Genomic DNA, 17,450 nt, shown 5'->3' on the forward strand with positions numbered 1-17,450 from the left:
TATGACAACGCGTAAGCCCACCATGGCGGACGTGGCCCGGCACGCGGGCGTCAGCCTGAAGACGGTGTCCCGCGTGGTCAACCAGGAGCCGCACGTCCGGGCCTCGCTGCAGCAGCGGGTGCACGACTCGATCAGCGCGCTCGGCTTCCGCCGCAACGAGGCCGCCGCCCGGCTGGCCCGCGGCGCGACCATGCTCACGCTCGGCCTGGTGATGGAGAACATCTCCAACGAGTTCTACGCCCGCCTGGCCGCCGCGGTGGAGGCGGCGGCGGCCGAGCACGAGGCGCTGGTGGTGTTCGGCTCGTACGAGGAGCGTCCGGACAAGGAGCGCATGCTGATCGAGTCGATGCACGCGCGGGGCGTGGACGCGCTGATCGTCGTGCCCTCGGCGGCCGACCACTCCTGGCTGGCCGAGCACGGCCGTCCGCGCACGGTCTTCGTCGACCGGGTGCCGCGCGGGCTCGACCGCGCCGACGTGGTCATGCTCGACGACGAGCACGGCGGCCGGACGGCGACCGCGCACCTGCTCGCCCACGGGCACCGCCGCATCGCGCTGATCTCCGACGACGACGGGCTGAGCTCGGTGCACCACCGGGCCCGCGGCTACCGGGCGGCGCTGCGCGAGGCGGGCGCGGCGGCCGACGAGGCGCTGGTGGTGCGGGGGGTGTTCGATCCGGGGCGGGTGTCGTACGAGGTGGGGCGGCTGCTCGACCTGCCCGGCCCGCCGACGGCGTTCTTCGCGACGAACAACCGGGCGGCGATCGGGGTGCTGCAGGCGTTGCGGGAGCGTCCCGAGCGGCCGGCGTACGTGGGGTTCGACGACTTCGCGCTGGCCGGCCTGTTCAGCCCGGGGGTGACGGTGGTGCGGTACGACATCGACCGGCTGGCGCGCGGCGCGGTGGAACTGCTGCTGGATCCCGTACGCGAGCCGCGCCGGATCACGGTTCCCGTGGAGCTGGTCGCCCGGGGGTCCGGCGAGTTGCCGCCTGTTGTCTGACCTTCCGGTCAAACCTCCCCCAAGTCCCCTTATTTCGGAGCCTGATGGGATACGGCAGGGGTAATCGCAGGTCATGGCCGAGAGCAGCCCGTACCGCCACGACCGTACGCCCGAGGAGCAGGCGCCCGGCTCCGGCGCGCCCGCCCGTCCGAGCCCTGAGGTGTGCCTGGAGATCTCCGGGCTGCGGGTGGAGGAGGCCGGGCCGGAGGGCCGGCGCGACGGCCCGCGGGCGCGGGCGACGCTGCGGGTGCGGCTGGACGACGTGGCGCACCTCATCGGCCATCTCCTGACCGCCGCCCCCCACCTCCTGGACCACCTGACCCCGGCCACCGCCGCTCCCCCACCCCGCACCCCGCGACACGCCTTCCCCGCCACCCCGGACTCCCCGGCCGCGGAGTCGTCCTTCTTCGAACCGGCCACCGCAGCCCCCCGCACCCCGGGCACACCCGGTCCGGGCACGCCCGCTGCCGGGACGACCGCCTCGGCCGCGCGGGGAGGCGGGGTTCGGGGAGTCCCGCCGGAAGAGGGCCGCGGGATGCGGGGAAGCCGGCCGGAGGAGGGCGGCGGGGTGTGGCGGGGGTGGCCGAGGGGCGGCGCGCCCTCCTGGCGGCCGGAGCGGAAGCACGCGGGCGACCTGGGCGCGGCCACCGGACGGACCATCCGCCACGCGGCCCCGGGCGAGCAGGCCCCGCACACCGTCCCGGGACACGAGGTGCTCGACGTCGAGACCCACGCCGGCACGGCCGCCAGACCCATGACCGAACAGGCCGCCCGGCACGGCGACGCCTCCCCGCCCACGCCCCCGACCAGACCGTACTTCGCCCCCGACGAGGGAACCGTCCCTGACGAGCCCGCCCGGCAGGCCCGGGACGTCATGCCGCCGCCTGCGGACAGGCGTTCCCGCGCGGCCGGGCCCGACGTCCGTGACCCGGGGCCCGGACGTTCCAGGACCCCGCACGCCGGCGTCGGCCCCCGCCCGGGTCTGGACCCTCCGCCGCAGGAGCCGTCCCACCCCGGCCTGGCCCACCGGGTACCGTCCCAACCCGGCCCTCGGGCGCAGGCGCCGGTCCAGCCCGCCCACGCGCCGCAGGCGTCAGCGCAGCAACAGCAGCCCGGCCGCCCCGCGTCCCACCCCGGCGGCACGTCACAGGAATGGACCCGTCCGCACGTCCCGCCCCAGGGGACCGCCCGGCCACGCCCTGGCCGGTCCCCGGCCCCACCCGACACCGAGCCGGAGGGGCCGGCCCGGCCGGAAGTGGCGGATCAGCCCTGGCCCGGCCGGAGCACGTCCCCGCGCCCCGCCGGCCCCTACCGGCCCGGCCTGGACCCGCCGCCCCAGAGCGAACAGCCCCACGACCGGGGCGCCATCCCGCGTCCCACGCGAGGCGACCGTACGCCCCGAGCCGCGAGCGACCGCACGAGCCCGGCCGCGTCAAGGGCAGCGGGCGGCGCGGGGGCCGCAGGTGTGGCGCGGAACGAGGGCGCCGCCGGGAACGGGGTGGCGTCGGAGCGCCTGGGAGGCGTCGCCGCGGGCTGGTCGTGAGAGGGAAGGTCCCGGCGCCTGGGCAAGGCGGCAGGCGGCCGGACGCCCACCGGCACGCCGGCCGGGCGCGGGGTCATGGGGAGCGGGGGTGCCAGTCGCCGCGGTCCAGGTCGAGGTTCTCCGGGGTGTGGAGGCGGACCATCGTGCGGGCCACCCCGGGCGGCACGCGGTGCGGCGTCAGGAACGACACCGACACCATCACGGTGAACGCGATCGGCACCGTCCAGGCCGCCGGCTGGGCCAGCAGCGCCCCCGCGAGCCCCTCGTACGGCCCCCCGGTGATCGTGGCGAGCACGGCCGAGCAGGCGAGCCCGCCCCCCACGAACAGCCCGGCCAGCGCCCCGGTGGTGGTGAGCCGCCGCCACCAGATGCCCAGCACCAGCAGCGGGCAGAACGACGAGGCGGCCACCGCGAACGCCAGCCCCACGACGTCCGCGACCGGCAGCGCCCGCGCCCACAACGCCAGCGCCAGCGGCACGGCGACGGCCATCAGCGTGGCGATCCGGAACGAGCGCACCCCGCCCTTCAGCAGGTCCTGCGCGATCACCCCGGCGACGGACACGGTCAGCCCCGAGGAGGTGGACAGGAAGGCCGCGAACGCCCCGGCCGTCACCAGGGCGGTGAGCAGGTCGCCGAGCGTGCCGCCGATCATGCGGCTGGGCAGGGTGAGCACGACCGCGTCGGTGCGCACGAGGTCGGGGGCGTAGAGGCGGCCGAGCCAGCCGTACAGGGCGGGCAGCAGGTAGAACGCGCCGAGCAGGGTCAGCACGACCAGCGTCGTACGGCGGGCGGCCCGGCCGTCGGGGTTGGTGTAGAAGCGCACGAGCACGTGCGGCAGTCCCATCGTGCCGAGGAACGTGGCCAGGATCAGCGAGTACGTCGAGTAGAGCCCGTACTCCTTGGCCCCGGCCAGCGGCATCTGCCAGGTGGCGGCGTCCTGGACGCTGAGGGCGGGCGCGCCGTCGCCCTTCCAGGCCAGCAGCAGGAACACCAGCGGCACGGCCAGCGCGGTCAGCTTGAGCCAGTACTGGAACGCCTGCACGAACGTGATCGACCGCATGCCGCCGGACAACACGTTCACCGCCACCACCCCGGCGACCAGCAGCCCGCCCGCCCACACCGGCGCGCCGGTGATCGTGCGCAGCACCAGCCCGGCGCTCTGGAACTGCGGCATCAGGTACAGCCATCCGATCAGGACGACGAGCACGCTGGCGGTCCTGCGCACGGTCATCGACTCCAGCCGGGCCTCGGCGAAGTCGGGCAGCGTGTACGCCCCCGAGCGCCGCAGCGGCGCCGACACCAGCACCAGCAGCACCAGGTAGCCGCCGGTCCAGCCGACGGGCAGCCACAACATGTCCACGCCGTAGGACAGGATGAGCCCGGCGACGCCGAGGAAGGAGGCCGCCGACAGGTACTCGCCGCCGATGGCGGAGGCGTTCCACAGGGGGCTGACGGTCCGGGAGGCGACGTAGAAGTCGGAGGTGGTGCGGGAGAACCTGATGCCGTACGCGCCGATGAGCACGGCGGCCGCCATCACGACGACCACCGCGGTGAGGCTCACGAGGGGCCCTTCGCGCCGGTCACCGGCGTTCCACCAGCTCGGCGAAGTGGCGTTCGTTGCGCTCGGCCTGGCGGACGTACAGCCAGGCGCCGATGACGAAGGCGGGGTAGATGAGCCCGGCCAGCACCGCCCAGGGCAGGGAGACGCCGAGGACGTCCACCTCGCGCAGTTCGGGGATGAGCAGGAACAGCAGCGGCAGGCCGCCGACCACGCAGGCCAGCACGGTGCAGACGAACAGGGCGAGCCGGAACTGGGTGCGCAGCAGCGAGCGCATGTAGACCTCGCCGAGGCGGGTCTGCTCGTCGATCTCCCTGGTGGCCGGGTAGCGGGGGCGGCGGGCGGCGGCGGTGCGCGGGCTGGTGACGCTGACCCGGCGCGGCGTCTCGGAGCGGCGGAAGGCGTCCATGCGGCGGGCGGCGTCGGTGCGGCGGGCGGCGGGGTCGGTGCGCGGCGAGCCCGCCGGACGCCCCGGCCGGGGATCGGGGGTCATTCCGTCCTGCCCTTCCTGGCGCGGCGGACCAGCAGGTCGCGCAGCTCGCGGGTGTGCCGGCGGCTCACCGGGAGCTCGGTGTCGCCGACCCGCACGCTGCACCGGCCCGAGTCGATGTGCAGTTCCTCGATGTGCTTGACGGCCACCAGATGGCTGCGGTGCACCCGGACGAACCCGGCCGGGGCCCAGCGTTCCTCCAGCGTGGCGAGGGGGATGCGGACGAGGTGGCTGCCGTTCGCGGTGTGCAGCCGGGCGTAGTCGCCCTGGGCCTCCACGTAGAGGACGTCGGCGCTGGAGACGAACCGGGTCACGCCGCCCAGCTCGACGGGGATGGTGTCGCTCTCGCCGGTCTCGGCGGGCACGTCGGCCGAGACCGCCACGCGCCTGATGGCCTCGGCGAGCCGTTCGGGACGTACCGGTTTGAGCAGGTAGTCCTCGGCCTTGATCTCGAAGGCGTCCACCGCGTGCTCCTCGTAGGCGGTGACGAACACGACCCGCGGCGGGTTGGCGAACTGCGACAGCAGCCGTCCGAGCACGACGCCGTCCAGCCCGCGCATGCGGATGTCGAGGAAGACGGCGTCGATCGGGCGGCCCTCGGCGATGCCGCGGTCCAGCAGGCGCAGCGCGGCCGCCCCGTCGCGGGCCGTCACCACCTCGCCGATGCGGGCGTCGGCGCGGAGCAGGTAGGACAGGTCCTCCAGCGCGGGTAGCTCGTCGTCCACCGCCAGGACGCGCAGCCCGGTCACACGTCACTCCTCACACCTCGAATGCATTAGACAGTGATGAAACCGGCACCAAACGTCAAGGCCGTCACGGCGGGGTCACAGGTGGGGGCAGGTATGAGGGCGGCCTCGTTGAAGGTCAGCGGGCCGAGACGCCGGGGTGGTACTTCGGCAGGCGCACGTTGACCTTGGTGCCCGCGCCCGGGCCGGTCTCGACGACCAGGCCGTACTCGTCGCCGTAGACCTGGCGGAGCCGTTCGTCGACGTTGGCCAGGCCGACGCCGCCGGTGGGGGCGATCTCGCCGGCCAGGATGCGGCGCAGCCGCTCGGGGTCCATGCCGAGGCCGTCGTCCTCGACGGTGATGCGGCACTCGGCGCCGGCGTCCTCGGCGATGATCGTGATGCGGCCGACGCCGTTGCGGCTCTCCAGGCCGTGCCGGACGGCGTTCTCGACCAGCGGCTGCAGGCACAGGAACGGCACCGCCACCGGCAGCACCTCGGGGGCGATGCGCAGGGTGACCTGCAACTGGTCGCCGAACCTGGCGTGTTCGAGGGTGAGGTAGCGCTCGATCGAGTGCAGCTCCTCGGCCAGCGTGGTGAACTCGCCGTGCCGGCGGAAGGAGTAGCGGGTGAAGTCGGCGAACTCCAGCAGCAGCTCGCGGGCGCGTTCGGGGTCCGTACGGACGAAGGAGGCGATCGTGGTGAGCGAGTTGTAGATGAAGTGCGGCGAGATCTGCGCGCGCAGGGCCCGGACCTCGGCCTCCATGAGCAGCGTGCGCGAGCGGTCGAGCTCGGCGAGCTCCAGCTGCGAGTTCACCCAGCCGGCCACCTCCTGCGCCGCCCTGACCAGGCCGGCCGAGGCGTTCTGCCCGTAGGCGGCCAGCGCGCCGACCAGCCGGTCGTCGGTGGTGAGCGGGACGACGACGGCGTGCCGGATCGGGCATTCGAGCAGCTCGCAGTCGATGGTGAGCACCTGGGTGCGGCCGTCCCGCAGGGTGGCGGCGGCGTGCTCGAACGCCTGGGCGGCGTGGTGGTCGCCGGCGCCGTCGTAGACGAGCAGGCGCTCGCGGTCGGTGATCGCGAGCGCGGCCGAGCCGAGCAGCGCGCGCAGGTGGCGGGAGGCGCGCTCGGCGCCCTCGGGGGTCAGCCCGGCCCGCAGCGGCGGCCCGGCCATGGAGGCGGTGTGCAGGGTCTCGAACGTGGCCCGCTCGGCCGGGCTGGTGCCCAGCTCGCGGCGGCCCCGCATGACGCGCCAGAGCACGATCGCGGGCACGCCCACCAGCACGGCCACGACGGCGACGCCGACCAGGTACTCCACGCGCCCCGAGCCTAGCGCCCGCCGCCGCCCATGCCGTCCGCGGCACCTGCACCTGCACCGGCACCACGTGCGAGCCTCACTCGGCCGCCAGCGCCTTGGCGACGGCCGCCGCGTAGGTCTCGGCCTCCTGCGCGGACTCGTAGGTGGTGCGCGGCCAGAAGAAGCCGCGCAGCCCGTCCTTGCGGTTGCGCGGCACGACGTGCACGTGCAGGTGGGGCACGCTCTGACTGATCCGGTTGTTCATCGCCACGAACGTGCCGGCCGCCTCCAGCCCCTCCTCCACGGCCCTGGCCACGGCCTGCACCCGGGAGAAGAACGGCCCGACGTCGGCGAGGTCGGCCAGCGTCTCGACGTGCAGCCGCGGCACGACGAGCACGTGCCCCTTGAAGACCGGACGGGTGTCGAGGAAGGAGACGGCCACCTCGTCGGCGCTCACCACGTGGGCGGGACGCGCGCCGGCGATGATCTCGCAGAACAGGTCGGTGCTCACCGACCGACCTTATCGGCGAAGGCCGTCCAGCTCGTCATGTTGGGCGCGCTCCACTCGGCGGGGGCGTGCAGGAAGTGCTCGCCGACGCGCTCGCGCAGCCGCCCGGGGACGTCGGCGACCTTGGCGCCCCGGCAGTGGTAGACCAGCCCGCCCGGCCGCTGCCTCATGGCCATCCAGGGCAGCCAGGGCGAGACCCGGCACCAGGAGAAGACCGCCGGCACGTCGGGCATGCCGGACTCGACGTCGGCGGCCGAGGCGAAGAACTGGAACAGCTCCAGCGCCCGGTACGTGTCCCGAGCCGAGTTCTCCGGATATTTCGCGACAGGTAGTGGCGAGGGGTAGGAAAGGCGGATGTCGGCGTTGAAGACGACCTGCTCCCCCAACCGCGTCACCGGCACCGGATAGGCCCCGAGCCGCTGGTTGACCGGGTCGTTGAAGACGTGCTGCACCTCGACGGACCGTCCGGTGAGCGGGTTGTCCCACACGTCGATCGGTTCCCTGGTCCTCGGGTCGAGGTAGAGCGCCGCCTCCCTGGTCAGCAGCTCCCAGCCGCCGTCGGCCGGGCGGGCCCGCGCCACGTTCAGCCCCTCGAAGCCGAACAGGTGATGGGGGCCGTCGTCGTCCTGCCAGCCGTAGACGTCGCCGGTCCAGTAGGAGATCGTCTCGGCGCCGTCGGCCGAGGCACGCACCCGGATGAAGTCCATGATCCGGAGCTTACCCCTTGTTTCGAGACAGCATGTTGCTATCTTTAGGGACATGGTGTCGCTAAATGCGCGGACCCGGCAGAGCTGGCTCCCGCTGATCGTGCTCGGCGTCGGGATGTCGATGATCATCATCGACGCGACGATCGTGAACGTCGCCGTCCCCGCGATCATGGGCGATCTGGGCCTGTCGGCCACGGACGTCGAATGGGTCAACTCCATCTACTCCCTGGCCTTCGCCGCCCTGCTCATCCCCCTCGGCCGGACCGGCGACGTGCACGGCAGGCGCCGGATGTTCGCCGTCGGCCTGGTGGTGTTCCTGGCCGCGAGCATGCTGGCCGCCTCCGCGCCGAGCGGCGCGCTGCTCATCGCCGCCCGCGTCGTCCAGGGGGTCGGGGCGTCCATGGTGGTCCCGATGACGCTGGCGATCATCAACTCCCTCTACACGGGCTCGCGCCGGACGATCGCCTTCGCCGTCTGGGGCTCGATCATCGGCGGCATGGCCGCGCTCGGCCCGCTGCTCGGCGGCTGGGTGGTGACCGACTTCGGCTGGCGCTGGGCGTTCTGGGTGAACCTGCCCATCGGCCTGCTCGTGCTGCTCGGCACGGCCAGGGTGCCCGAGTCGAAGGACCCGGCGGCGGGCGGCTCGGACGTCCCCGGCGTGCTGCTGTCGGTGGCCGGCCCGGCCGCGCTGGTGTTCGGCCTGATCGAGGGCCAGCGCTACGGCTGGTTCACGCCGACCGGCGAGGCCACGCTGTTCGGGTGGGACTGGCCGCTCGGCGGCGTCTCGCCGATCCCCTTCGCCTTCGGGCTCGCCGCGCTCGCGCTGACCGCGCTGCTGCTGGTCGAGCGGTCGCGGGCACGATCGGGCCGCCCGGTCGTGCTGGACCTGTCGCTGTTCGCCATCCCCTCCTTCAGGTACGGCGGCGCCGCCGCGATGATCATCAGTCTCGGCGAGTTCGGCCTGATCCTGGTGCTGCCGCTGTTCCTGCAGGCGGCCATGGGGTTCACCGCGTTCGCCACCGGCCTGATCATCGCCTCGCTGGCCGGGGGCACGTTCCTGGCGGGCGGCGTCGTGCCGCGGCTGGGCCTGGCGCCCAGGGTCGTCGTGCGGCTGGGGCTCGTCCTGGAGGCCGTGGGCGCGATCGCGATCGGCCTGGCCGTCTCCCCCTCGCTCGGCCCGTGGACGCTGGTGCCGTGGCTCGTCGTGTACGGCGTCGGCGTCGGCTTCGCCTCGGCCCAGCTCCCGAACGTGATGCTGGCCGACGTGCCCGCCCGCCGCTCCGGCGTGGCCTCCGGGCTCCAGAGCACGATCCGGCAGCTCGGCGCCGCCGTCGGCATCGCGGTGCTGGGCGCCGTCCTGGTCACCGGCCTGGACGCGGCGATGGCCGCACGCCTGCCCGGCAAGCCCGCGCTCGGGCAGGCCGTACGGGAGAGCGCCGGCGCGGCCGTCGCGGCGATCAGGGAGCCGGCCGACCACGCCGCCGCGGTGGCGGCGGCGGCCGATGCCACCCGCCGGGTCACGATCGTGACCGGCATCGTGCTGTTCGGCGGCGTCGGGGCGACGTTCCTGCTGCCCGATACTGGGGGGAGACGACGCGAGGAGGAGTGAGTCCGGTGCCGAGGATCAGCGCCGCCACGGTGGCCGACCATCGGGCCAGCCAGCACGCGGCCCTGCTGGCGGCCGCCATGGAGGTCCTGGCGGCCGAGGGCCCGGCCGGGCTCACCCCCGCGGCCGTGGGCGCGCGGGTCGGGCTGGCCCGCTCCAGCGTCTACCGCTACTTCTCCTCCACCGCCGACATCCTGGCCCAGCTCGTGGAGGACGCGATCCCCCGCTGGGCCGACCGGCTCGTCACGGCCACCCGCGACGGCGGCCTCGAGGAGCGGGTGCGCGCCTTCGGCGCCGTGTCGCTGGCGTTCGTCACCAGCCCCGACCACGCGCTGCTGCGCGCGGTGGCCGCGGCCGACCTGCCCGCCGAGTGCCGCCACCGGCTCGACCAGCTGCACGAGACGATGATCGAGCCGCTGCGCGGCCTGCTCGCCGAGGCCGGGGAGCCGCATCCGGACCTGGTGGCCCACCTGGGGTGGAGCATCCTGGGCGAGGGCCGGCGCCGCCTGGCCGCGTGCGCCGAATCCGGCGCCGACGCCGGCGCCGAGGTGATCACCGCGACCACCCTCGACGTGTTGTGCCGGGCCGTGCTCAGCGCACGGTGATCTCGAAGACCGCCTCGCCCGACTGCCGCCTGCTCTCCTCGTCGGGCGGCGTCGAGCTCCGGCCGCAGCGCCAGCAGTCGCGCAGCGTGATCTCGGCGGTGCCCGGACTCTTGCTGTTGAAGACGAAGTAGGCCGTGCCGCCGCTGCCGGGGCCCTGGCCCGCGCTCCTGCGCTCCTCGCTGATGTAGGAGGCCACCCTGGCGTCGGGCACCGCCGCGAGGCGCCAGTCGTCGCCCACCGACGGGTTGTCCGGGACGGCCAGCGAGAACCGCTGCCCGGGGCGCAGCTCGGCGCGCACGGTCGTGCCCTTGGCGCCCTTGACGACGGTGCCGAAGTCGCTGACCGCCGAGCCGTCGCTGCAGCCGGCCACCAACCCCGAGGTCAGCAGGGCCAGTGCGGCGACGACGGCCTTTCCACGCTTCACTCGGGAAGGCTATCCTCCTTCGGCGGGTCCCTGGGCTCCACGTACGGCTCCTGCCCGACGGGCTCGCCTTCGGCGATCTGGCGTTCCCTGATCAGCTCGGCGTCCAGCTCGGCCCCCAGCAGCAGGGCCATGTTCGACAACCACAGCCAGATCAGGAACACCACGACGCCGGCCAGCGTGCCGTAGGTCTTGCCGTAGGACCCGAAGTGGCCCACGTACAGGGCGAAGCCGCCGGAGACCACGACCCAGAGCACCACCGCGAGCAGCCCGCCGGGGGTGATCCAGCGCACGCCGGGCTGGCGCACGTTCGGCGCGGCCCAGTAGAGCACCATGATCAGCCCGGCCGCGACGAGCGCCAGCACCGGCCATTTCAGGATGTCCCAGGCGGTCACCAGCGCGCTGCCCAGGCCGAGCGCCTTTCCGACGCTCCTGGCCAGGTCGCCGGTCAGCGCGACGGAGATCGCGCCGAGCGCCAGCAGCACGGTGGCCAGCACGGTGAGCCCGATCCGGAGCGGCGTCACCTTCCAGAACGGACGCCCCTCGTCGATGTCGTAGATGGTGTTGCCGGCCCGGATGAACGCGCCGATGTAGCCCGACGCCGACCAGAGCGCGACCAGCAGGCCGACGATCGCGACCAGGCCGGCCGAGGCCGCGTTCTCCTGGACCGAGCGCACGCCCGTGACGATCAGAGAACGCACCTCGTCGGGCGCCAGCACCACGAGGTTGCCGACCAGGGTGGCGGTGTCGCGCCTGCCGAGCAGGCCGAACACCGACACCAGCACGATCAGCGCGGGGAAGATGGACAGGACGGCGTAGTAGGTGAGCGCTGCCGCGAGGTCCTGGACGCCGTCGTTGCGGAACTCGACGACGGTGCGTTTGAGCACGCTCCACCAGGCCCTGCGGGGCAGTTCCGCAGGTCTTTCGGGGGAACGCACGCCTACTTCGCCCTGTTGCGCTTCCTGAGCCGCCGCACGACGAGGGCCGTCACCGCCGCCGCCGCGGCCAGCAGCAGCACCGGACGCTTGCGCGCCCCGGTGGCGGCGTCCTTGACCTGGTGGGGGGTGGCCTCGCGGACCTTGCCCGCGACCTCGCCGGCCATGCCCTTGGCGGTGCCGGTCACCTCGGCGGCCTTGCCCTTGGCCACGCCGGTGATCTCGGCGACCTTGCCCTTGGCCGTGCCGGCCGCCTCGGCGGCCCGGCCCTTCAGGTCGGCCTTGTGGGCCAGGGCGCTGACCGTGTCGCCCAGTTCGTTCCTGGTCTCCTTGATGCTTTTTCGCACGTCGTCCTCTTCCTCGTCGTCCTCGCCACGGCCCCCGCCCCCGCCGCCGCCCAGCGACTCCTCCTCGACCGCGCGGCTCTCCACCGCCTCGGTCCGGTCGTCGGGCACGGGGGTCTCGGGGATGAAGGTCTCGTGTTCCTGGCGGGCCAGTTCGGCCCGTTTCGCGTTCTCCGCAGCCCCCGGTCTTGTCGGAGGCACGTTGATCGACTCGCGTTCGGTCGGCGTGCCGACGGTCGCCCTGCGGGCGCCCACGTCACCGGCGTGCTGCTCGCTGTATCCGGGGTCCGTCTCGCTCATCGGCGTGCCCTCTCCTTGACCATGTCGATATCGGCCTTGACGCTCGCGATGGTCTCCTCGGGGACCGGCGGCGTGGCCTGTTTCACCTGGTTCTTTCCGGTCAGGCCGAGCAGGGCGGCGGCGATGAGCAGGACCGCCCCCACGATCGCGGCGGCCGCCCACGCGGGCATGACCAGAGCGAGGAGCAGGACGACGGCGGTCACCAGCGCGGCACCGCCGAAGAACGCGGCCATCCCGGCCGCGCCGAACAGCCCCGCGCCGAACCCCGCGCGCCTGCCCTTCTCCGCGAGCTCCAGCCTGGCCAGGCGCAGTTCGTCCTTGACAAGCCTGGAGACCTGGTCGGAGAGATCACTGACCAGCTTGTGGGTATCGTTCACGACGTCGCCTCCTCCGCTGAGCAAGGCGACTACCCAGCTGACCGCCTGTTATTACCTCTTGGCGGCCTTCAGCAGGAACCGCAGGACGGATTCCACCGGCGACTTGGGCGCCTCGCACCAGTTGTCAGGCTGCTTCGGCCTGCTCCACGGAGAGGGGAGCTCGCACGAGGGAGCCTGCGGCTCAGGCCGCTCACACCACGATCCGGGAGTGTTCATACTTCGATGGTACGACTTCCGGCCCGGCCCGCAGAAGACTCGCGGACCGGTCGCTCCGGGCCGGCGGTAACCTGCCGGGGTGCTGGTACACGGGGTGTGGGCGGGTGACGGGCTCGCCTTCTGGGGAGAGGTTCCCGGCCGGGCCGCCGCCGTGTCCCGTGGGGCGGGCGCGCGGCCCCATCCGTTCGCCGCGTCCCCTGACGAGCTGGCCGGCGCGCCGGGGCTCGGGGTGGGCGGGACGCCGTCCAGGGTGCTGGAGCTGCTGCTGCCGGGGTCGGCCAAAGGGCCGCTGCCCTCGCCGGAGACGGGGCTGCTGACGGAGGTGGTCAGGCCGCGGCTGCTGCCGTGGCGGGTGCCCGCGGTCGTGCTGCCGCCCGCGGAGGCCCTTGACGCGCTGGACGGCCCTTCGGGCGAGGCCACCGCCACCGTCCGCCACTGGGCCGCCGTCGCCGCGCTCGCCCGCGACCTGGTGGCCCGCGGCCGGGTCGTCCCCCAGCTCGTCCCCCGACCCGCCCCCGCGCCCGGCCCCGAGCTCGGTCCCGGGCCCGGCAGCGACGGCGGCAGCGGTGCCGACGGCGCCGACGGAGCCGCGCTGGCCCTGTGGCGGCCCGTGCTGACCGGGGCCGACGCCGCCTACTTCCGCGACCTGGCCCTGGCCATGCCGCCGGCCTGCCGCACCTGGGCCGCCGAGCGCCCGGCCGCCGAGGTGCAGCTCCAGGCTTTGGAGGCGTTCACCGACGCGCTCGTCCGGCGGGCCGTCACCACTCCCCTGGCCACCGCGCCCACGACGCCGCGGGAGCGGTGGCTGGCCGCGCTGACCGGCGACCCGGCCTGCCCCGACGACCCCGGGCTGCGCGAGGAACTGGACCGCTGGCGGGCGGCCGTCACGGCGGCCGAGGGCGCCACCCGCGTCTGCTTCCGCCTGCTCGAACCGGCCGCCGGCGACGACTGGCGGGTCGAGCTGGCGTTGCAGGCCGCCGACGACCCCAGCCTGTACGTCCCGGCCGCCCGCGTCTGGGGCGGCGAGAAGGGCCTGCCCGGCCGGCCGGAGCGCGAGCTGCTGGCCGGGCTCGGCCGGGCCGTGCGGCTCTACCCGGAGCTGGACCGGGCCCTGCGCGTGCCGGAGCCGAGCGAGCTGGCCCTCGACACGGCGGGCGCGTTCGGCTTCCTGCGCCAGGCCGCGCCGCTGCTCCAGGCGGCCGGGTTCGGGGTGCAGCTGCCGCGCTGGGCGGGCCGTACGAAACTCGGGCTCAAGCTCACCACCAGGACCAAGCCGCAGACGGCGGCCGTCAGCCAGGGCTTCGGGCTGCGCGAGCTGGTCGACTTCCGCGTCGACCTGGCGGTGGGCGAGGAGACGATCAGCGAGGCGGAGCTGGCCGAGCTGGCCAGGCTCAAGGTGCCGCTGGTCCGGGTCCGCGGCCAGTGGGTGGAGCTGGACGACCGGCAGCTCAAGGCGGCGCTGCGGGCCGTGGAGGGGGTGCGCGCGGGCGAGGCGGCGGCGGCCGACCTGCTGCGCCACGTGATCCAGGGCGACGACGAGCTGCCGTTGCTGGCGGTCGACGCCGACGGCGTGCTCGGCGACCTGCTGTCGGGCCAGGCCGAGCGGCGGCTCACCCCGCTCGCCACCCCGCCGGGCCTGGACGCCGTGCTGCGGCCCTACCAGGAGCGCGGGCTGGCGTGGCTGAGCTTCCTGTCGGAGCTGGGCCTCGGCGGCGTGCTCGCCGACGACATGGGCCTGGGCAAGACGGTCACCACGCTGGCGCTGCTCGTGCACGAGCGGGCCGCCGCGCCGACGCTGCTGGTCTGCCCGATGTCGCTGGTGGGCAACTGGCAGCGGGAGGCGGCCAGGTTCGCCCCGGGGCTGCGCGTGTACGTCCACCACGGCCCCGGCCGGGACGCCGCCCGCATCGCGACGGCCGACCTGGTGATCACCACGTACGGCACCGCCCACCGCGACCTGGAGGCCCTGCGGGAACACGAGTGGCGCCGGGTGGTGTGCGACGAGGCCCAGGCGATCAAGAACAGCGGCACCCTGCAGGCCCGTGCCGTACGGTCGATCCCCACCGGCACCCGGCTGGCGCTGACCGGCACGCCGGTCGAGAACCACCTCGCCGAGCTCTGGTCGATCATGGAGTTCGCCAACCCCGGTCTGCTCGGGCCGCGGGCCCGCTTCCGCACCCGGTTCCAGGAGCCCATCGAGGCCCGCCAGGACGAGCAGGCCGCCGCGGCGCTGAAGCGGGCGACGGGCCCGTTCATCCTGCGCCGCCTCAAGACCGACCGGTCCGTCATCTCCGACCTGCCGGAGAAGATCGAGATCAAGGAGTGGTGCCCGCTCACCCCCGAGCAGGCCACGCTCTACCAGGCGGTCGTGGACGACATGCTGGCCCGGATCGACGACAGCGAGGGCGTCGAGCGGCGCGGCCTGGTGCTGTCGGCCATGGCCAGGCTCAAGCAGGTCTGCAACCACCCGGCCCACCTGCTGAAGGACGGCTCCCGCCTGGCCGGCCGCTCGGGCAAGCTGGCCCGGCTGGAGCAGCTGGCCGAGGAGGTCCTGGCCGAGGGCGAGAAGGCGCTGCTGTTCACCCAGTACGCCGAGTTCGGCACGATGCTCCAGCCCTACCTCGCCCAGCGGCTCGGCCGCCCGGTCCTGTGGCTGCACGGCGGCCTGCCCAAGAAGACCCGCGACCGGCTGGTCGAGCGGTTCCAGAACGACCAGGAGCCGATGTTGTTCCTGCTGTCGCTCAAGGCGGCCGGCGTCGGGCTCAACCTGACGGCGGCGAGCCACGTCGTCCACGTCGACCGCTGGTGGAACCCGGCCGTGGAGGACCAGGCCACCGACCGGGCCTTCCGCATCGGCCAGCGCAGGAACGTCCAGGTGCGCAAGCTGATCTGCGCGGGCACCCTCGAAGAGCGCGTCGACCAGATGATCGAGCGCAAGAAGGCGCTGGCCGAGCGGGTGGTCGGCGCCGGCGAGGAGTGGCTGACCGACCTGTCCACCGACGAGCTGCGCGAGGTGTTCCGCCTCACGGGAGGGTCCTGACCATGCCCGACTGGTACGACGGCGGCGGCCCCATCGAGGTCGAGGGCGGCCTGCGGGCCCGGTCGCGGCGCGGCAGCATCGGCTCGGCCTGGTGGTCCAGGCGCTTCGTCGACATCCTGGAACGCGTCTGCGACAAGGGCCGCCTGTCCCGCGGCCGCGCCTACGCCCGCAAGGGCCAGGTGCTCTCGATCGAGCTGTCGGCGGGGCTGGTCCGGGCGTCCGTGCAGGGGTCGCGGCCGAAGCCGTACGACGTCGTGGTCAGGATCGACGTCTACGGCGAGGACGTGTGGGCGCGGCTGGAGGAGGCCGTCGCGGCGCAGGCCGTCCACCGGGCCAGGCTGCTGGCCGGGGAGATGCCGGTCGAGATCGAGGAGCTGTTCGCCGCCCATGGCGTCGACCTGTTCCCGCGCGACCTGGACATGGACTGCTCGTGCCCCGACTGGGGGTTCCCGTGCAAGCACCTGTCGGCCGTGCTCTACCTGCTGGCCGAGTCGTTCGACGACGACCCGTTCCTGGTGCTGGCCTGGCGCGGGCGCACCCGCGAGCAGCTGCTCGGCTCGCTGGCCGACGACCCGCCCGCGCCGGACCCGCTGGAGGTGGCCGACGTGCCGTTCGCCGACCGGCTGGCCGACTTCTACGCGCCCGGCGCCACCGCGCACCGCCCGGAACGCCGCTCCGCCGCGGCCGCCTCCGACCTGCTGCCGCGGGTCTTCCCGCCGCCCGCGGGCCTGGCGGACGCGCTCGCCCCCGCCTACCGGGCGCTGGGCGAGGGCTGAGGTCAGTTGTCCTCGAAGGAGTCGGGGACCATCACCCGCACGCCGTTGGGCACCACGCGCAGCGTGATCGGGGTGCGCAGGCGCACCTCGCCGTCGACGTCGGCGGCCATCGGCGGGTCGGTCTCCAGCAACATCTCCCGGCCGACCACGAACGGGCCGCCCGCCAGGCTGCGCCAGCGGCCGGTGGTCGCGCGCAGCAGCGTCTCGCCGAGCAGGCGCAGCTTCTTGCCCGAGCCGAGCTGGTAGGCCACCAGCATGCCGTTGTCGATGCTGATGTCCTTGGCCACCTGCCAGCCGCCGTGGAAACGCCCGTTGGCGATGTTGAGCTGGTGGGTGAGCAGCTCGTGGCGCTGGCCCTCGACGGTGATGTAGGCCCGGAAGGGCCGGTGGCCCGGCAGGACGGTGAGCGCGGTCATCGGGTAGGCCGGGCGGCCCACGATGCGCTTGAGCCACGGCTTGACCCGGCCGGCCACCTCGACCGAGACGCCGAAGCTGGCCAGGTTGGCGAAGGGCCGGTCGCCGGCCATGCCGAGGTCGATGTCGGCGACCTTGCCGGTGGAGAACACCCGGATGGCGCCGGCCAGGTCGAGCGGCAGGCCGAGGCTCCTGGCGAAGTTGTTGGTGGTGCCGAGCGGCAACACGCCGAGCGCCACGTCGCGGTGGGCGACGTGGCGCACGGCCGAGGAGAGGGTGCCGTCGCCGCCGCCCACGATCAGCAGGTCGGGGTCGGTGGCGAGGGCGGTGTCGAGCAGGTCGCGCAGCCGCTTGGGGTTGTAGACCGACAGCTCGGCCAGCGGCTCGAACCCCAGGTTGTGCAGCTGCTCGATGACCTCGAAGTAGTGGCGGCGGCCGCGGCGCGAGCGAGTGTTCACCACCACCGCCACCCGGCGATCCCGCCGGATCGCCTCAGTGTGCTCGATCTTGGTGCGCAGTTCGCTCATGGTCATCAATCGTAGGCGCTGTGTCCGCCGCTCCGTGCTGGATCGGGGGCCGCCGGAGACCCGG

At 74.0% G+C, this 17,450-nt stretch carries 17 protein-coding genes; 6 read left to right on the top strand and 11 right to left on the bottom strand.

Going from position 1 to position 17,450, the window contains the following annotated elements:
- Nucleotide 1: 1 nt before the first annotated feature.
- Nucleotides 2-997: a LacI family DNA-binding transcriptional regulator gene (locus AB0J71_RS12220; RefSeq protein ID WP_364414041.1), complete on the top strand. Its 996-nt coding sequence runs from the start codon at nt 2-4 to the stop codon at nt 995-997.
- A gap of 73 nt (nt 998-1,070) precedes the next feature.
- Nucleotides 1,071-2,540 carry a hypothetical protein gene (locus AB0J71_RS12225; RefSeq protein ID WP_364414043.1) on the top strand — a complete coding sequence of 490 codons (1,470 nt, stop codon included), beginning with the start codon at nt 1,071-1,073 and terminating at the stop codon, nt 2,538-2,540.
- Nucleotides 2,541-2,613: 73 nt separating this feature from the next.
- Here AB0J71_RS12225 and AB0J71_RS12230 read toward each other — a convergent pair whose 3' ends face one another.
- The 6 genes from AB0J71_RS12230 to AB0J71_RS12255 form a co-directional block, all read right to left on the bottom strand.
- A complete protein-coding gene (locus AB0J71_RS12230) occupies nt 2,614-4,101 on the bottom strand; it encodes a cation acetate symporter (RefSeq protein WP_352324462.1) in 1,488 nt (495 codons plus the stop codon).
- Between the two features lie 19 nt (nt 4,102-4,120).
- The gene (locus tag AB0J71_RS12235; RefSeq protein ID WP_364414045.1) at nt 4,121-4,591 is read right to left on the bottom strand and encodes a hypothetical protein; all 471 of its coding nucleotides are present in this window, start codon (nt 4,589-4,591) and stop codon (nt 4,121-4,123) included.
- Nucleotides 4,588-5,337: a LytTR family DNA-binding domain-containing protein gene (locus AB0J71_RS12240; protein ID WP_352324464.1), complete on the bottom strand. Its 750-nt coding sequence runs from the start codon at nt 5,335-5,337 to the stop codon at nt 4,588-4,590. The genes AB0J71_RS12235 and AB0J71_RS12240 overlap by 4 nt, the downstream gene beginning before the upstream one ends.
- 115 nt (nt 5,338-5,452) lie before the next feature.
- Complete coding sequence (locus AB0J71_RS12245; protein ID WP_352324465.1) at nt 5,453-6,631, bottom strand: histidine kinase; 1,179 nt, start codon at nt 6,629-6,631, stop codon at nt 5,453-5,455.
- Nucleotides 6,632-6,707: 76 nt separating this feature from the next.
- Complete coding sequence (locus AB0J71_RS12250; protein WP_352324466.1) at nt 6,708-7,121, bottom strand: HIT domain-containing protein; 414 nt, start codon at nt 7,119-7,121, stop codon at nt 6,708-6,710.
- The gene (locus AB0J71_RS12255) at nt 7,118-7,825 is read right to left on the bottom strand and encodes a DUF1838 family protein (RefSeq protein ID WP_364414047.1); all 708 of its coding nucleotides are present in this window, start codon (nt 7,823-7,825) and stop codon (nt 7,118-7,120) included. Before AB0J71_RS12255 ends, AB0J71_RS12250 begins: the two co-directional genes overlap by 4 nt.
- Before the next feature lie 52 nt (nt 7,826-7,877).
- Between AB0J71_RS12255 and AB0J71_RS12260 the strand changes: the two genes are divergently transcribed.
- Both AB0J71_RS12260 and AB0J71_RS12265 read left to right on the top strand, forming a co-directional pair.
- Nucleotides 7,878-9,434 (top strand): MFS transporter, encoded by a 1,557-nt coding sequence (locus tag AB0J71_RS12260; RefSeq protein ID WP_364414049.1) that lies wholly within the window; start codon nt 7,878-7,880, stop codon nt 9,432-9,434.
- Nucleotides 9,435-9,439: 5 nt separating this feature from the next.
- The gene (locus AB0J71_RS12265; protein ID WP_352328836.1) at nt 9,440-10,036 is read left to right on the top strand and encodes a helix-turn-helix domain-containing protein; all 597 of its coding nucleotides are present in this window, start codon (nt 9,440-9,442) and stop codon (nt 10,034-10,036) included.
- Here AB0J71_RS12265 and AB0J71_RS12270 read toward each other — a convergent pair.
- The 4 genes from AB0J71_RS12270 to AB0J71_RS12285 are packed head-to-tail and all read right to left on the bottom strand — an operon-like array spanning nt 10,023 to nt 12,413.
- Complete coding sequence (locus tag AB0J71_RS12270; protein WP_364414051.1) at nt 10,023-10,460, bottom strand: protease inhibitor I42 family protein; 438 nt, start codon at nt 10,458-10,460, stop codon at nt 10,023-10,025. The genes AB0J71_RS12265 and AB0J71_RS12270 overlap by 14 nt on opposite strands.
- Complete coding sequence (locus AB0J71_RS12275; protein ID WP_352328832.1) at nt 10,457-11,344, bottom strand: YihY/virulence factor BrkB family protein; 888 nt, start codon at nt 11,342-11,344, stop codon at nt 10,457-10,459. The genes AB0J71_RS12270 and AB0J71_RS12275 overlap by 4 nt, the downstream gene beginning before the upstream one ends.
- 53 nt (nt 11,345-11,397) lie before the next feature.
- Nucleotides 11,398-12,036 (bottom strand): DUF3618 domain-containing protein, encoded by a 639-nt coding sequence (locus tag AB0J71_RS12280; RefSeq protein ID WP_352328831.1) that lies wholly within the window; start codon nt 12,034-12,036, stop codon nt 11,398-11,400.
- Nucleotides 12,033-12,413, bottom strand: a complete 381-nt coding sequence (locus tag AB0J71_RS12285; protein WP_352328829.1) for a phage holin family protein — start codon at nt 12,411-12,413, stop codon at nt 12,033-12,035. The genes AB0J71_RS12280 and AB0J71_RS12285 overlap by 4 nt, the downstream gene beginning before the upstream one ends.
- Nucleotides 12,414-12,708: 295 nt before the next feature.
- Here AB0J71_RS12285 and AB0J71_RS12290 point away from each other — a divergent pair, with 295 nt between their 5' ends.
- Together AB0J71_RS12290 and AB0J71_RS12295 are read left to right on the top strand one after the other, a co-directional pair.
- A complete protein-coding gene (locus tag AB0J71_RS12290; RefSeq protein ID WP_364414053.1) occupies nt 12,709-15,669 on the top strand; it encodes a DEAD/DEAH box helicase in 2,961 nt (986 codons plus the stop codon).
- Between the two features lie 2 nt (nt 15,670-15,671).
- The gene (locus AB0J71_RS12295; RefSeq protein WP_364414055.1) at nt 15,672-16,445 is read left to right on the top strand and encodes an SWIM zinc finger family protein; all 774 of its coding nucleotides are present in this window, start codon (nt 15,672-15,674) and stop codon (nt 16,443-16,445) included.
- A gap of 2 nt (nt 16,446-16,447) precedes the next feature.
- On the opposite strand, the gene AB0J71_RS12300 is transcribed toward AB0J71_RS12295, so the two are convergent.
- On the bottom strand, nt 16,448-17,386 hold the full coding sequence (locus tag AB0J71_RS12300; RefSeq protein ID WP_358285242.1) for a diacylglycerol kinase family protein: 939 nt from the start codon (nt 17,384-17,386) through the stop codon (nt 16,448-16,450).
- Between the last annotated feature and the right edge of the window lie 64 nt (nt 17,387-17,450).

Origin of the sequence: Nonomuraea sp. NPDC049637 (assembly GCF_040675235.1) — a bacterium.
Classification (GTDB): Bacteria; Actinomycetota; Actinomycetes; order Streptosporangiales; family Streptosporangiaceae; genus Nonomuraea.

What these genes read in the sequence shown, in the direction of transcription:
- AB0J71_RS12300 (WP_358285242.1), bottom strand. Translation starts at nt 17,386, where the DNA reads ATGAGCGAACTGCGCACCAAGATCGAGCACACTGAGGCGATCCGGCGG.
- AB0J71_RS12280 (WP_352328831.1), bottom strand. Translation starts at nt 12,036, where the DNA reads ATGAGCGAGACGGACCCCGGATACAGCGAGCAGCACGCCGGTGACGTG.
- AB0J71_RS12255 (WP_364414047.1), bottom strand. Translation starts at nt 7,825, where the DNA reads ATGGACTTCATCCGGGTGCGTGCCTCGGCCGACGGCGCCGAGACGATC.
- AB0J71_RS12225 (WP_364414043.1), top strand. Translation starts at nt 1,071, where the DNA reads ATGGCCGAGAGCAGCCCGTACCGCCACGACCGTACGCCCGAGGAGCAG.
- AB0J71_RS12295 (WP_364414055.1), top strand. Translation starts at nt 15,672, where the DNA reads ATGCCCGACTGGTACGACGGCGGCGGCCCCATCGAGGTCGAGGGCGGC.
- AB0J71_RS12220 (WP_364414041.1), top strand. Translation starts at nt 2, where the DNA reads ATGACAACGCGTAAGCCCACCATGGCGGACGTGGCCCGGCACGCGGGC.
- AB0J71_RS12235 (WP_364414045.1), bottom strand. Translation starts at nt 4,591, where the DNA reads ATGACCCCCGATCCCCGGCCGGGGCGTCCGGCGGGCTCGCCGCGCACC.
- AB0J71_RS12260 (WP_364414049.1), top strand. Translation starts at nt 7,878, where the DNA reads ATGGTGTCGCTAAATGCGCGGACCCGGCAGAGCTGGCTCCCGCTGATC.